Origin of the sequence: Micromonospora sp. NPDC049051, assembly GCF_043197575.1 — a bacterium.
Lineage (GTDB): Bacteria > Actinomycetota > Actinomycetes > Mycobacteriales > Micromonosporaceae > Micromonospora.
Map to the genome: position 1 here is coordinate 19,266 of NZ_JBICTL010000014.1, position 15,254 is coordinate 34,519.

The 15,254-nt window shown below is 70.1% G+C and carries 14 protein-coding genes; 12 read left to right on the forward strand and 2 right to left on the reverse strand.

The window, feature by feature from the left end; genetic code table 11:
* Window positions 1-24: 24 nt before the first annotated feature.
* Genes ACGFIR_RS30720 through ACGFIR_RS30740 form a run of 5 tightly spaced genes read left to right on the forward strand, consistent with a single transcriptional unit; the run spans window position 25 to window position 6,611 of the window.
* Window positions 25-417: a pilin gene (locus ACGFIR_RS30720; protein ID WP_393148824.1), complete on the forward strand. Its 393-nt coding sequence runs from the start codon at window positions 25-27 to the stop codon at window positions 415-417.
* Window positions 414-1,334, forward strand: coding sequence for a type IV secretion system protein (locus ACGFIR_RS30725; protein WP_393148826.1), 921 nt, complete (start codon window positions 414-416; stop codon window positions 1,332-1,334). Before ACGFIR_RS30720 ends, ACGFIR_RS30725 begins: the two co-directional genes overlap by 4 nt.
* On the forward strand, window positions 1,331-2,293 hold the full coding sequence (locus tag ACGFIR_RS30730; RefSeq protein WP_393148828.1) for a PrgI family protein: 963 nt from the start codon (window positions 1,331-1,333) through the stop codon (window positions 2,291-2,293). The genes ACGFIR_RS30725 and ACGFIR_RS30730 overlap by 4 nt, the downstream gene beginning before the upstream one ends.
* Window positions 2,290-4,077: a VirB4 family type IV secretion system protein gene (locus ACGFIR_RS30735; RefSeq protein WP_393148830.1), complete on the forward strand. Its 1,788-nt coding sequence runs from the start codon at window positions 2,290-2,292 to the stop codon at window positions 4,075-4,077. Before ACGFIR_RS30730 ends, ACGFIR_RS30735 begins: the two co-directional genes overlap by 4 nt.
* A complete protein-coding gene (locus ACGFIR_RS30740) occupies window positions 4,074-6,611 on the forward strand; it encodes a type IV secretory system conjugative DNA transfer family protein (protein ID WP_393148832.1) in 2,538 nt (845 codons plus the stop codon). The genes ACGFIR_RS30735 and ACGFIR_RS30740 overlap by 4 nt, the downstream gene beginning before the upstream one ends.
* Window positions 6,612-7,012: 401 nt before the next feature.
* Here the strand turns inward: ACGFIR_RS30740 and ACGFIR_RS30745 are convergent, their stop codons facing one another.
* Window positions 7,013-7,108, reverse strand: coding sequence for a VOC family protein (locus ACGFIR_RS30745; protein ID WP_393148834.1), 96 nt, complete (start codon window positions 7,106-7,108; stop codon window positions 7,013-7,015).
* A gap of 822 nt (window positions 7,109-7,930) precedes the next feature.
* A complete protein-coding gene (locus ACGFIR_RS30750) occupies window positions 7,931-8,611 on the reverse strand; it encodes a hypothetical protein (protein ID WP_393148836.1) in 681 nt (226 codons plus the stop codon).
* Between the two features lie 502 nt (window positions 8,612-9,113).
* Here ACGFIR_RS30750 and ACGFIR_RS30755 point away from each other — a divergent pair.
* From ACGFIR_RS30755 to ACGFIR_RS30785, 7 genes are all read left to right on the forward strand, one after another.
* The gene (locus ACGFIR_RS30755) at window positions 9,114-10,040 is read left to right on the forward strand and encodes a replication-relaxation family protein (protein ID WP_393148838.1); all 927 of its coding nucleotides are present in this window, start codon (window positions 9,114-9,116) and stop codon (window positions 10,038-10,040) included.
* A gap of 569 nt (window positions 10,041-10,609) precedes the next feature.
* Complete coding sequence (locus ACGFIR_RS30760) at window positions 10,610-11,428, forward strand: hypothetical protein (protein ID WP_393148840.1); 819 nt, start codon at window positions 10,610-10,612, stop codon at window positions 11,426-11,428.
* A gap of 293 nt (window positions 11,429-11,721) precedes the next feature.
* On the forward strand, window positions 11,722-12,639 hold the full coding sequence (locus tag ACGFIR_RS30765) for a hypothetical protein (RefSeq protein WP_393148842.1): 918 nt from the start codon (window positions 11,722-11,724) through the stop codon (window positions 12,637-12,639).
* Between the two features lie 129 nt (window positions 12,640-12,768).
* A complete protein-coding gene (locus ACGFIR_RS30770; protein WP_393148843.1) occupies window positions 12,769-13,572 on the forward strand; it encodes a MarR family transcriptional regulator in 804 nt (267 codons plus the stop codon).
* A gap of 114 nt (window positions 13,573-13,686) precedes the next feature.
* Window positions 13,687-14,310 (forward strand): GGDEF domain-containing protein, encoded by a 624-nt coding sequence (locus ACGFIR_RS30775; RefSeq protein WP_393148844.1) that lies wholly within the window; start codon window positions 13,687-13,689, stop codon window positions 14,308-14,310.
* A gap of 84 nt (window positions 14,311-14,394) precedes the next feature.
* Complete coding sequence (locus ACGFIR_RS30780) at window positions 14,395-14,973, forward strand: hypothetical protein (RefSeq protein ID WP_393148846.1); 579 nt, start codon at window positions 14,395-14,397, stop codon at window positions 14,971-14,973.
* Window positions 14,970-15,233 (forward strand): hypothetical protein, encoded by a 264-nt coding sequence (locus tag ACGFIR_RS30785; protein ID WP_393148848.1) that lies wholly within the window; start codon window positions 14,970-14,972, stop codon window positions 15,231-15,233. The genes ACGFIR_RS30780 and ACGFIR_RS30785 overlap by 4 nt, the downstream gene beginning before the upstream one ends.
* Window positions 15,234-15,254 lie beyond the last annotated feature (21 nt).

The following is a 15,254-nucleotide window of genomic DNA, read 5'->3' on the forward strand; positions in this document are numbered from 1 at the left end:
TCGGGGCCGGAGGTGACCCCGCTCATGTCCCGCATCCCAGCACATTTTCGTGCCCTCACCCACTCCCGCACCGCCCGCCGTACCGGCCGCACCGCCGTCGTCGCCGGGCAGGTGCTGCTGCTGTTGCTGTCCGTGCCCGACACCGCGAACGCCGACACCGGCATGCCCGCGCTGGCCGCGAACTCCCTGCCAGTCGTGATCAACAACCTGCGGATATGGCTGATCGGCATCCTCGCCGCGGTCGCCACCCTGTTCCTCGTCATCGCCGGCGTGTACTGGGCCACCGCCGGAGGCGACCCGACGCAGGTCGAACGGGCCAAGAGCGCACTGCGCAACGCCCTGGTCGGCTACGGCCTGGCGATCCTCGCCCCCGTCCTGCTGCAGATCGTCAAGGGCATTGTCGGGGCACCGTCATGAGCTTCCTGCTGCCCCAGATCCTGGACTGGCTGGCAGCGGCGCTCCTCGCGACCCTGGACGCGCTGTTCGGGCTCATCAGCAAAGCTCTGCTGATCACCCCGAACGTCACCGGCCTGCCGCAGGTACAGGCCCTGACCGGCCGTTCCCTGCTCGTCGTGGACACCGTCTTCGTCCTCGCGTTCGTCGCCGCCGGCGTGCTCACCATGACCGCCGGCGGCAGCGAAGGATCCCGCTACACCGTCAAGGACCTCATCCCGAGGCTGATCGTCGGATTCGTCGCCGCCCACTTCTCCCACCTGTGGTGCGGCATGCTCACCGATGTCGCCAACGCGCTCACTGGCGCACTCACCACCCCTTCCGGAGACAGCGACGGTGCCCTACGGACCGTCAAGACCCACCTCAAAGCGGGGCAGGCCGCGACGCCGGCGCTGCTGTTCGTCATCTGCCTGGCGATCATCGCCATGCTGCTCGCGTCCACGGCGTTCAGCGTGATCGTCCGCTTCGCGGTCCTGCTCGTCCTGACCGCCGCCGCCCCGATCGCGCTGGCCTGTCACGCGCTGCCACAGACCGACCCGGTGGCCCGCCTGTGGTGGAAGGCCTACACCGGGGTGCTCGCGGTGCCAGTGGTGCAAGGCTTCACCCTCTACGCCGGACAGTGGATGCTCACCGACCCGCAGCACATGCTGCCCATGCTCGGACTACCAGGAGAGCCCGGCGGCGTGCTCAACCTGTTCGTCGTCATGGTCATGCTCTGGACCACACTGCGGGTGCCGACCCTGATGCGCCGATACATGAACACCGGCGGCAGCGGCCGCGGGGCGAACATGATCGGCGCGGCCGTGCGGGTCATCGTCGTGCAGCAGGTCACCCGCTCCGTTCCCGGTCTCGGCCGCGCACTGAAGGCGGTGGGCCGATGAACACCCACCCCGACCGCTCCGACGCGGGTCGCGTCCGGATGCCCGCCGACGTCGACGCCCCGGACAAAGTCGCCTACGGGCTGACGTTCCGACAGTTGGCGATCCTCGCCCTCGCCGCCTGCGTCTTCTACGGCGCCTGGCAGAGCCTGCACACCATCGTGCCAGCACCGGTGCTCGTCGGCGCCGCCGTGGTGCTCGGCGGCCTGGTCTTCGGCATCGCCGTGGGCCGCCGCGACGGGCTGCCCCTGGACGGGTGGCTGCTGGCCGCCGTCCGGCACTCCCGAGCACCACGGGCCCTGTCAACAACGGACACGACAACGACAACCCCGGACTGGGTACAGGCGCCGAAGAGCAGGATGATGCTGCCGGCACCGTTGACGCTGCCCGCCGACGCGATCGACCACGGCGGGGAGATCCACCTCGGCGGCGGACGGGCGGCGATGGTCGCCGCGTCGAACGTCAACCTCGCGCTGCGCACCGTCGACGAGCAGGCCGCCCTGATCGACACGTTCGGTCGGTGGCTCAACAGCCTGTCCACCCCGACCCAGATCGTGGTGTCGGCACAGCCAGTGGACCTGCACGGCGCCGCCCGCACCCTCGCTGACACGGTCGAGAAACTGCCGCACCCGGCCCTGGCGGACGCGGCAGCCGACCACGCCCGCTTCCTCGACACCCTCGCGACCCGACGGGACCCGCTGCGCCGGCAGGTCCTCATCGTCACCCGCACCAGCCCCGGGGAACGCAGCGAACACGCCGCCCGACGACGCGCCGACGACACCGTCCGCGCCCTGTCCGGCCTCGGTGTCACCACCCGCGCCCTGGACGGGGCGGCGGTGACCGCCGCAATCGCCGCCGCCGCCGACCCCTACCGGCCACCCCGACCCGGCGGCCTCGCCGCACCGGACGCCGTCATCACCTCACCAGCACGCCGCCAAAGAAGTGCAAGGAGCCAGACATGATCCTGCGCCCCCGTACCCCGCCCGGCGAGCGCGACCGCAAGCCCCAACAGTTGGCGGCGGCCGTCGCCCCCGCCTCGGTGGAGGTGACCCCGCGGATGCTGCGCGTCGGCGACGGCTACGCCGCGACCCTCGTCGTCACCGGCTACCCGGCCGAGGTCGGCCCGGCCTGGCTCGAACCCCTGCTGTCCTGGCCGGGCCGCCTCGACCTCGCCCTGCACATCGACCCGCTGCCCGCCCCGATCGCCGCAGCCCGACTCCGCAACCAGCGCGCCCGCTTCGAATCCTCCCGCCGCGCCGACGCCGAACGCGGCAAACTACCCGACCCGCTGGTGGACGCGGCGGCAGAAGACGCCGCCGACCTGGCCAACCGGCTCGCCCGCGGCGCGGCGAAACTCTTCCGCGTCGGCCTCTACCTGACCGTGCACGCCCGCACCGAAAACGAACTCCTCGAAGCCTGCGCGCAGGTCAAAGCCGCCGCCGCGTCGACCCTCATCGAAGTGCAGCCCGCCACCTGGCGGCACCTCGCCGGTTGGACCACCACCCTGCCCCTGGCGACCGACAGCCTGCAGATGCGCCGCACCATGGACACCGCGGCCCTCGCCGCCGCGTTCCCCCTCGCCTCGGCGGACCTGCCCGCACCACTGCCCGGCGACCCGCCCACCGAAGGCGGAGTGCTCTACGGGGTGAACCCCGACTCGCAGGGCATCGTGTGGTGGGACCGCTGGGCGCAGGAAAACCACAACTCCGTCGTCCTGGCCCGCTCAGGCGCCGGCAAGTCGTACTTCGTGAAGCTGGAGATCCTGCGCAACCTCTACCAGCAGGTGCAGGTCGCCGTCATCGACCCCGAAGACGAATACCTACGCCTAGCCGACGCCGTCGGCGGCACCGTGGTGCGCCTCGGCGTGACCGGGGTCAAGGTCAACCCCCTCGACCTGCCCACCAGCGACACCCGCCCCGACGTCCTCACCCGCCGAGGCCTGTTCCTGCACACCCTCATCGCGGTGCTGCTCGGCCAGCAGCCGCCCCCGACGGAACGGGCCGCCCTCGACCGGGCGATCCTCACCGCCTACCGCCAGGCCGGCATCACCGCCGACCCGGCCACCCACCACCGCCCCGCCCCCCTGCTGCGCGACCTCACCGACTGCCTACACGCCGACGACGACCCCGCCGCGCGGCAGCTCGCCGCCCGCCTCGCCCCGTGGGCGCACGGCTCGTTCTCGCACCTGTTCGACGGCCCGACCACCACCCGCCCCGACGGACACCTGGTCGTGTGGTCGCTGCGGCACCTACCCGACGAACTGCGCACCGTCGGCACCCTCCTCGCCCTCGACGCCATCTGGCGGCAGGTCGACGCCGTCGGCCGGTCGACCAGGCGGCAGCTCGTGGTGGTGGACGAGGCGTGGCTGCTCATGCGCGACGGCGAAGGCGCCCGGTTCCTGTTCCGCATGTCCAAAGCCGCCCGCAAACGCCACGCCGGCCTGGCCGTGATCACCCAGGACGTCGCCGACGTCCTCGGCAGCGACCTCGGCCACGCCGTCGTCGCGAACGCCGCCACTCAGGTCCTGCTCAAGCAGGCACCGCAGGCCATCGACGCCATCGGCGACGCGTTCGGCCTCACCGCCGGCGAACGCCGCCTGCTACTCACCGCCCGGGTCGGCACCGGCCTACTGATCTCCGGCACCAACCGGACCAGCTTCGACGCCATCGCCTCCGACACCGAGCATCAGCTGTGCACCACGAGGCCGAGCGAGCTGACCGACCTCGACGACGAGGAGGACCTGTGACCGCGCCCGCCGCCCACCTCACCACTCTCCCCACACCCACGCCCGTACCTGCCCCGGGCGGACCCGGCGTGGACGTCGCGCCCCCGACCGGGGCGGCCCGGTGGATTCTCGACGTCGCCGACTGGGCGGCACACAGGCCGTGGCTGCTCGGCGTCGCCGCGACCACGCTGATCGCCTATGTCGCCGGCCGTAACCTCCTCGCTCTCTGGCGGCACCGCCGCCACGCCGACGGAGCCCGCCTCGTCACCATCGCCCCGCCACCCGAGGTCGACCCCCACAGCGCCGCTGCCCTGTGGGCCAACCTCGCCGGCACCCTCACCCCGTCGCGCCGACACCGGCTGCTCTACGGCAGCCCACACGTGGTGTGGCAGTACACCTGGACCGGCCGGCGACTACTCATCAGCGTGTGGGTACCCGGCACCATCCCACCCGGCGCCGTCGAAGCCGCCGGACGCGCCGCCTGGCCCGGCGCCACCTGCACCACCGCCGACTCCGCCCCACCGCCGATACCGCTGGACGCGCCAGCGGTGGGCGGGCATCTGCTACCCACCGCCGCCGAATGGCTGCCGATCCACACCGACCACGACAACGACCCACTGCGCGCCCTCATGTCCGCCGGATCAGGACTACGCGCCGACGAGCACGCGTGCTTGCAGATCCTCGCCCGACCCGCAACCGCCCGCCGCGCCCTGCGAGCCCGCCGCGCCGCAACCCGGCTACGCGACGGCAAGACCGCCCTACCGACCATCAACCCCGCAGCGCCGCTGCTGTGGCTCATCGAGGTGCTTCTACCTGGCCGCCCCACCCACACCACCGCCCGGCCCGCAGCGACAGGCCGCCGCGACCCGGGAACCGAACGCGACGTGCGAGCCATCCTCGACAAGACCTCCCACCCGCTGTGGGAAACCGCCGTGCGCTACGCCGTCGCCAAGGACACCGGACGCGCCACCACCGACCAACACCCCCGACTGCGCGGCATCGCCGCCACCATCGCCTCGGCCTTCGCGGTGTACTCCGGACGTAACCGCCTCACCCACCGCACCCGCATGCCCCACCCCGCCGCCATGCTGGCCCAGCGACGCCTCGGCAGCGGATTCCTCACCTCCACACCCGAGCTGGCCGCGCTCGCCGCCCTACCCCGCGACCTAGCGGTGCCAGGCCTGGACCGCGCCCGCGCCAAGTCCATGCCGGCACCAGTCGCCGTCCCCACCGGCGGACGGGGCGTGAAGGTCCTCGGCGACGCGCAGGTCGGCGGGCACGGCGTCGCACTGTCGGTGCCAGACTCGAGGTATCACCTGCATGTGATCGGATCGACCGGCAGCGGCAAGACAACACTGCTGGTCAACATGGCCGTCGACGACATCAAAGCCGGCCGCGGCACCGTCGTCATCGACCCCCACGGCGACCTCGTCCTCGACATCCTCGACCGGCTCCCCGCCTCCGTCGCCGACCGGATCGTCCTGTTCGACCCCGACCAACCCAACCCGCCGACGATCAACCCCCTCGCCGGCGACGACCCCGACCTCGTCGTCGACAACCTCGTGTCGATCTTCGGCAACATCTTCGCCAAGGCATGGGGACCCCGCATGGACGACGTCATGCGCGTCGCCTGCCTCACGCTGCTACGCCACGCCAACGTCACCCTGCAGCACATCCCGCCCCTGCTCAACTCGGCCCAGTTCCGCTCCGCGATGACCGTCGACCTCGACGACCCGGCCGGACTGCGTGGCTTCTGGCAGTGGTACGACGAACTCAACCCAGCCCTGCGCTCCCAGGTCATCGGACCGGTGCTCGCCCGGCTGCGCGCGTTCCTGCTGCGGGACTTCGTCAAACGCACCATGCGCTACCCACGCTCGAGCTTCGACATGGGCAAGGTCCTTGACGGCGGTGCCCTGCTCGTTCGGATTCCCAAGGGGCAACTCGGGGAGGACACCAGCAAGCTACTGGGCTCGCTGATCCTCGCGCAGGTGTGGCAGGCCGCCACCGCCCGGGCCAGAATTGCCCCCGACCGGCGGCGCGACGCCACCCTGATAATCGACGAGGCGCAGAACTTCCTCACCCTCGCCAACAGCCTCGACACGATGCTCGCCGAAGCCCGCAAGTACCGGCTGTCCCTCGTACTGTCCCACCAGGACCTCGCCCAGTTCCCGAAGGACCTCCTAGCCGCTGCCTCGGCCAACGCCCGCAACAAGATCTACTTCTCCTGCGCGCCAGAGGACGCACGCGTCCTCGCCCGCCACACCCTGCCGGAACTCGACGAGCACGACCTGACCCACCTCGATGCCTACACCGCCGCGACCCGCCTGGTCGCCGACGGCCGCCAGACACCGGCATTCACGATGAAGACTCGCCCACCCAAGCCAGTGGTCGGAGAGGGCGCCGTGATCAGGCAGGCCGCCGCGAAGAAGGTCGAGCCCCAAGACGCCAGCGCCATCGACGCCCTCGTCGAACGGCTATCCCGACCGACAAAGGACGACAGCGAGCGCCGCGCGGCCGGCACTCGCGACACACCTCGCACGTCTCGCTCTGCCTGACAGCCGCAGATGGCTACAGTAGCTGACCGATATCGACCGCTACTGCTGCTAGCGTGCCGCCCTCGACACCGCCTTCCCCCGCGGCCCGGTACCCGACGGCACCACCTTCACCGAGCTGGACGTCAATCAGCGCACCACCAGCATCGGGCTGCAACGCAGCGGAATCCTGGGACGACCGCGCAATGTCAGCATGCTGCTCGGCGCTTACATCCTGCCCGATGACCAGCAGGCGATGAGCCGATGGTGCGACAGCGAGACCGATCGCGAATCCGGCTTTAACCCCGGTTCGTGAGCGTGCACCACTGGCGAAGGCCGAACGCCCGACTACCGCAGATGCGCGCGTTATCTGCGGCAGATTAGGTCGTCTGACCTTGGTGCCTCGGCTGGCAACTGCGGCGACGTCAGGCGGAACCGAGGTCGAAGCCGAGTACGTCGGTGAAGAACACGACCGCGGGGTCGTATTCGTCAACGGTCAGGGCAACCAAGTCGATCTGCACCACGGCAGCGTACGCAGGGGCCCGTCGTGCTCGCCGCCCGCGCGCAGACAGCGGCATGAGCGCGTACTCGATTTCGGTCTTTTCGCAGTCGCAGTTATCGGCCGGAGCCTGCGCCAGCAGCCGTCCTGGACCGCGTCGACGGTCGGTGCGCCTCAACTGCGGACCTTCAGGTCAGCTGCGTCGCGAGTCCCTGCGCTGCAGTTTCGAGACTGCCGGCAAGTTTTATCGCCGCAGCGATCGCGACGGTGTCCTTAGGAGCGCTGGTAACGAAGTCGATAAGGAGTCGTCCCCGGATGATGATTACGTTCATGCGGGGGGGCAGGCGGCGACCCGTTGTCCATGCAAACTTCTGCGGTGGTGCCGTCGCTGAAGCCAGGCACCTGGCGGGGCCGGGTCGAGCACGTCGATTCGTCCGACCGCAGTTGCTGCCCGTAACTCGTTGCCGCAGCGTTGTCCGGAAACACCTGGATCCCGGCGCCCCAAGCGCTGCGGGTTCCAGGCTCTGTGGTGAACGTGGCGTTCACCGTCCAGGTAACGCTGCCCAGCGCACCCGAGTAGTCCTTTGGCCCTTCGATGAACCTCGTATCCTCAAACGTGAACCGGTACCCGGCGCCTGAGCCTCCACGAGGGGTAGCCATCGCGTTAAAGGCGGCGGCCACCCGTTCGGCTGGGGCCGGGTCGGCGGGCGGTGCGCTCGACGGACTTACTGCAGTCGTGGACCGGTGGGCTGCGGCGCCGGGTTGTTGCCCGTCGCTGTTTTTACCTCCGCAGCCGGTCGTGGCCAGACCGACTACCGCCAACACGACGACATGAGACCATCGGCTATTCACTCGGCGGTAGGACATTCTCAATAGCGTCCCCCAGCTTCTGCGAGCTGACATTGCCGCAGGTTGACTCGACGTTCAGCCGGGAGAAGGAGTCCAGCCGCTGGTTCAGTTCGGTGGCGATCCGGCGGACGGCCTCGTCGCGGACCTCTGGTGCCTCCGCCATGAACTGTCCACAGGTTGAGTCCTTCGTAAGGGTCGGCTCCGAACCGCCGCCTGTAGAGAGGCTGGACACGAAGTAGGCGGCAAGCGCTACGAGCGTAACGGCAATGATGCCCGCGCCGATGACGCCACCGATCGGGTAGGTATTGTTGCCGATTCGGATCTTGCCCCGGTCAGTTGCGATGACGTGGCCGGTGCCCGATACGTCCCCGAATCGGGTGGCGGCACGCTCATTGTGCTCGGTGCGAACATGCGCTATGCCTGAGTTGCGGTTGACGAGATTGGAAATCTCCTCGGCGAACACGGCGTCCCGTCCAGCACGCTGGTTGATCGCCGCGATCAGCCGTTGCTGCGCCATCGCGCCGTCAGGATTGCTGGCGAAGTCGGCATATGCCTGTTGGCCTTGGAAGCGTTGCTGCAGGGTATGCCGCAGGCTCATGAGTTCGGCACCCGTGTAGTTCGCGATGGCGCCGGTGAGGACACCCAACACCAGTGAGCCCAAGTCGTCTGCTTCCACGGGAGCGAGTATGGCCGATGTGATGATCACTTACATGGGTTGATCGGGTAGCTGACAATCCCGACGAGCGAGAGTGCATCGTCTGCGGGAATGACCTTGATTCGTCTGACGCGCTGCCATCGGCAGATCCGCGTACTATCGTGCGGCAGCATCAGCAGTCTTAACCCTTATGCGCGTTATGGCTCTCGGCGAGACCGGCCCGTGGCGGGGCCAGTTGTGGCCGTCCCGGTGGAGCCCATTTCGTTCGTCATGGCCAGGCCTACACCACCCGCACGTTGCAATGGCTCACGGGGGCGAACTGGTGGGGTTTCCGTGGCGTCTTCCGTCGTGGCTTCACCGCTCCTTCACCACCGCTACTCACCATCACCTCCACGCGGCGCGCGGATGCGGCTGTCAGCGCAGCACACCGCTGGTGACCAGCTCCGCCGACCGGTGGTGACAGTTCCAGACTCCCTCCTCACGGGAGGGATTCTCTCCGTTCTACTCGCTGAGGAGATCCCTCATGCCACCCGACTCACCGGCTCCCGAACCTCGCCCGCCCGAACCTCGTCCAACTGCTCCTCACCGGCGTTCCAGCAAGGCACATCGCCTGTCCTACCTGCGCCAGCTGACCCTGCGCGACCGGCAACTGCTGGCCTGGCTCGCCGAGCACTACGTGCTGTCCACCGCGCAGATCACCACCGCGCTGTTTCCGTCGGAGCGCTCCGCGCGGCTGCGCCTGGCCACACTGCACCGCATCGACGCCGTGCACCGCTTCGTCGACATCACCACCGGCACTAGTCAGCACCTCTACACCCTCGGGCCGCTCGGCATGCTCGTGCACCCCACCACCTACACCGATCCCGAGCGATCGGACGCCCGCCCGCCGCGCTCCAGCATCGAACGCACCGAACGCATCATCGGCAGTCCCCGCCTGCGGCACCTTCTCGGCACCAACCAACTCTTCGTCGATCTGCACGCCTACACCCGCACCGACCCCAACGCCCGCCTGGTGCGCTGGTGGTCCGAGCAGCACGCCACCGCCGCCTACGCCCTCGCCGACATCCGTCCCGACGGCCACGGCATCTGGCAAGCGGCCGACCGCACCGTCGGGTTCTTCCTCGAACACGACAACGGCACCGAACCCCTGCGCAAGGTGCTGCGCAAGCTGCGCGCCTACGAACGCCTCGCCGAGTTCGGCCCCCGCTACCCCGTCCTGCTCCGCGTCCCCAACCCCCGCCGCGAAGCCCACCTGCTCGACGCGCTCGCCGGCATCCCGACAGCCATGCCCGTGGCCACCGGCCTGCACCACGAACATCCCGCCGGCCCGGCCTGGATCCTCGCCGCGGACCCCGGCCCACGCCGCTGGCTGCACGAACTGCCCAGCGACCACGGCCCCGACAACACCGCCACCAACCCTCACCGCCACACCGACCCCGACGACGCCTGACAGCCCCGCCGGCTCGCTCACAGCCACTCACACCGCAGGTCACCCGCCCGTCCCGCAGCCGCATCGGCGGCTCGGGACGGCCCGGCCGGGCCTGCGGCGAGTGTCTGTGAGCGGGCCCGCCACTCACAGCGACTCACACCACAACCGCCCCGCAGCGGTGGTGGCTCCTCCCGGTGCAGGTCACCCGCCTAATCAGACCCGCCGCCGTCTGCGCCCGCTGTGAGTGCCCAGGGCTACCGTTCACGGCAACACCACACCTCACATAACGCTCCACCCCGGTTCGGTCCCGCCCCAGGGATCCTCGCCGCACCAACCCGGTGCGCCACGCCCACCCGCCTACGCCGGTCGGCACGCGCATCGCGCGGCAATCCCTCAAGGTCGCACCAACCGCACCAGCGCACCACGCCCGGTTGCACCCATCGACCTGACCCACGTACCCGGTAGGTCTTTGTCGCTTCCGCGTGCCCGCGTGACCTCCCTGTCCTGCCGCACAGCCGACTCACGAAATCGGTGAGCCGGCCAGTCCCGCACGCCCACACCCACCCCCGAATCGAAGGAGGACTACGCCCATGTCCGCTGCGAAAGGCACCCCGCTGACCCGTCACGGCAGCCGTGTGCCCACCATCCCGGCGCGACCCACCCGACCGAAGGTCACCTCGACGCCTGCTGCGCCACCAGCCCGCGTCCAGACCACCGCTTCCCGCCCGCCGGTCACGCCGGCCCCCACCATCAAGACCATGGTCATCTGCCTGCCCGACGACCTGCCGGCCCAGGCACTGACCAGCCACCCGCTCGACACGCACTTCGGTGTTGCCGGCACCCTCACCACTCTGTACTGGGCCACCCCGCGGCTGCGGCTGTGGCAGCGCCACCAGCTCATCGGCGCCCGCAAGGGCCACCCGACGCCGTGCGCGGGCGGCCCCGTACGGCTGCTCGACCTGCCCGGGGTGCGGCACGCAGCCGCCGTCGGCGCCGGCATCCGCTACCAATGCTGGCAGCAGGTCGTCCACGGCACCCGACCGGCCATCCCGTGGCCCGTGTACGAGGCCCGCCACCTCACCGACCCCGACCGCTACCCCTTCGAGCGGGCGAGCGAGGACTTCCACGCCCAGCCCCGCGTGCATGCCATGCGCCTGCACGCCGCCGCCACCCCCGGCCCCGGCCAACCCAGCGTCGGTGAACTGGAGATGTACCAGGCCGGGCAGGTCGCCTACCAGCACTACCGCGCCTCAAGTGCCGTCGTCGGCGACGCGATGCTCACTGCCGACGGCCGCCACCTCGCCCCGACCAGTGATGTCCTCGCCCACCGCATCACCTACCTCGAGCAGGCCCTGGCCCATCTCGACACCATCGGCCCGGACCAGCGGCTGCTCGCCGTCTCCCTCTAGCCATCCCGGGCCCGCCCGCCCCACAAGCAAGGCGTTCGGAGTCATCCCCGCGCGGGTTCGACCGCTGGCATCGCGTCTCGCACCCGGTCGTCGCCGCAACGCCGTCCGACACCACCTCTGCGTCATGCCGCACTGCCTACGGGGTTGGTGATCACTGCAACCCCGCAGGCGGGAGACACCTTTGCCGCACACGCCGGGAGCCCCGGGCGTGGGGCACCCGCACCCGCTGGCCTGTGACAGGCCGCTCTGTTCCTCTTCCCGCCCCCGTTCGTCGCAAGGAGGTTCGCATCACCATGTCCAACCGACTGTGGTTCCGTGTCGAGGACGTGCTGCCCCTGGCAGAACACGCCCTCGCCTGCCCCACCCACCGCCTCACCAAAGCCCAGGTCGCCGCAGGCGAGCACAACACACCGGCGCTGACCCTGCGGCGCGCCGGCTCCGAAGGACAACTGCGTTCCAACGGCGTGCCGGTCTGGCACACCACCCACGGCGCCGAACAGGTCGCCTACGGCGGATCGTGGCGACTCGTGGGCGCGAGACCGGAGCCTGACCAGCACTGGTATCTGCCGCTGCGGCACGCCTACCCCGAAGGGCGTGGCCTCATCGACGTCCTGCGCGCCGGCCGCGCCCTCGATCGCAACTGGCTCGCGATCGACACCGACACCGGACCCGGTCGCTCGCTCGACACCAGACACGTGCAGTTGTCCGACCACCGCGCCGACATCGCCCCATCCCACGTGCGTTGGCGTCCGGTCATGGTCACCTCACCGAAGACCGGCGACGGGGATTACCCCGCGCTTGTCGCCGATGGTTACGACGCAGGCGAGGACGGCTACCTGATCTGCCGCTTCCACCCTCACACCGTCCGGCAGATGGCCGCGGACCTCGCCGGGCCGTGGCGCGCGGGCACGATGCCGGGGGAGTACCCGCTGCTGCGGTTCGACGGCACCACCGCGGTGCTGCTCGAAGAGACCGGCGTCGGCGACGACATCCGTGTCGACGTCGACGACCGCTGCTACCCCGACCGGGACGGCTACTACAGCATCGGCGCCTACCGGTGGCTCTGGCACACCTCACCCACCGACGCCATGCCCACCCGGTACCGGATCCGGCTGCACCTGGCCGCCCTGTCCGGCCGCCTTCGCGCTACCACCGCCACCGGTCGCCCGTCACGGCAGTCGCCCGCCACTCACGACGATCCACCGTCCTGACCCCGCGACATCCCCAGCTGCCGCCTGGCCGGATCTCGAATGTTCCCGAGATCCGGCCATCGCACTTGATCACCACCGCGAACGAAGCGTGGATCAGTGCTGACCTCACACCCCAGAAGGGAGATGCCCATGACCGACGCGCCAGAACCCGTACCGGCACACGCCATGTTCAAGGTCCTCGCCGCCCTCGCCGAACTCGGCGAAGCCACCGCCGCCGCCGTCGCCGACAAGGCCGACCTCGGCTACTCCACCGCCACGGCGAAGCTCCGCGCGCTGGAACACACCGGGCAAGCCGAACCCGTCCGCACCGAAGACAAGCGCGCGGTGTGGCGGCTGACCGACGCCGGCCGCACCACCGTCGGCACCGACCACAGGCCCCCGCTGGCCCACGACACCGACACGCCGTTCGAGGCCCCAGCCCAGAACACCGACGACGACCCCGCCGAGAAACGCGCCACCATCGAGGACGCCGACACCGCCGACGAGGAACCAACCACCCCCCAACCCGACACCCCCGCCGACACCCCACCAGCCGCCGCCTCCAGCGCCACGGCCGACGCACTCCCACCGGCCGATGCTGCAGCGGCAGAACCCGCAGTCGCATCCGACGCGAACAGCGAGCACCCCACAGCAGCGTCCCAGGACGCCCCGCCGGCCCCGACCGCCGCAGCGGGCACTTCGGCCGCGGGTAACCGCCGGACGAAGGGCTCGCTGAGAGGGGCGGTGCTGGACGTTCTCGAAGCGCACCCCGACCGGTCCTACAAGACCAGTGAGCTGTGCAAGCTGATCGACGCCGCGAACGCCGGCACCAACGCGAGGAAAGCCAGCGCGGGCGCGGTCAACAACGCGTTGTTCAAGCTCGTCGCCGCCGGCACGGCCGTGCAGACCGTCGACAAGCCCGCCACCTTCCAACTCGCCCCCGCCAGCCCTTAACCGGCGGACTGTTCAAGCAGAGGCAGCCCAGGGGCGGGCGTGAAGTTGGACGCTACCCGCCCGCCCCTGGTGTTGCTCCTTACAGCACAAGGAGCGAACTCAGTGTCTCAAATCGTGCCCGCAACGCTCACCGCCGTCGGCGGGATCCTCGCCGGTCTCGCCCTCGCCGCCGCCATGCTGTGGCGTCAGCAGCACGCCCTGCGGGCGGCCCGCTACGACGCCACCCACGACGACGTCACCGGCCTACCCAACCGCAGACTGTTCCTGGCCCACCTGCGTGCCGCCCTGAAGAACAACACTCCGGTCGGGGTGGTGCTGCTGGACCTCAACCACTTCAAGGCCGTCAACGACACCCTCGGCCACGAAGTCGGCAACGACCTGCTCGACCAAGTCGGCCGCCGCCTGGCCAGCCTTCCCACCCCCGTGCGTCTCGCCGCCCGGCTCTCCGGCGACGAGTTCGCACTGCTCGTCACCGGCGACCGCGACGACACCACCGCAGCAGCCCACGCCGCATGGCAGGCGATCGCCGGCCACTGCATCCGCGTCGTCAACGGCGACCTTCGCGTGACCGCCTCGGTCGGCTACACCCACACCCACCAACCGAACACCACCACCCGGCACCTGCTCACCCAGGCCGACTGCGCGATGTACGAGGCGAAACGCGACGGCAGCGGCGTACGCGAATACCTACACCACCGCACACCAACAGTGCGCAGCCGCGACCGCCATCCCCGCTGACCCTGCCCAACCTCCACGCACAGGACCCCGCAGCCCTCCGGCTGCGGGGTCCTGTCGTATCTGCTTCCTGACAGGGAGACCACCGTGTTGTCCTTCGCCGTTGTCCACGACATCACCTCGTGCCTCATCGCCGCTGACGCTGAGGCCGACACGATGGGCTGGGGTCAGCCCGCAAAGATTCTGCTCATCCACGACCGGCCACTGACCATTCCCGGGTCACCACGGGAGATCCGCGGCGTGGAGTTTCCGCTGCACCCTGACGACCTGCTCACCGACCCGGCCAGGCTGCCCGCGCTGCTGCACCGCCTCGCCGCCGGCCTCGGCAACCCCACGGCACCCACGCCCTACCAGACCGTCCTAAACACCATCGTCAGGCACATCCGCACGGCCACGCCCGACTCGCGGCTGCTGGCATGGGCCACCTGCTTCGACGACGTCCTCACCGCCGACGGCCAGCAACGGCCGGCTCGCCGCATCGACGCTGTCGACATCAACAGCCGCCTCTACCGGCTCTCCCGCCCGCGCGGCGACGACCACCCGCTCGTCCTCGTCGACGACAGCCCGCCACCGGCCGACATCCCCACCACCTATCCCGGCCTGGTCGCGTTGCTGGCCGCCACCGCCCGCTACACCCAGACCAGCGCCGCCGGGAACACGTCGTGACCCCACCGATCCCGCCCCGCAGCGGCCCCGACGAGCCGGTCTTCAGCGTGTGCGGACCCGACGGCGCGTCCATCCGCTGCGAGACCTGCGGCGCGGTCGACGAGATCGACGCCAACCAGATGCCGTCCATTGCCGGCTACGGCGAGGACACGTACGTCCGCTGCACCCGCTGCGGCTCTGCCGAGACCACCCACCCGGTCTTCGGCTGGCGCGCCAAGCCCGCCACCTGGCCGCCCCCATCCGAGCACGACCACCCCTGACGGCTATCCCTCGCTGAAGTC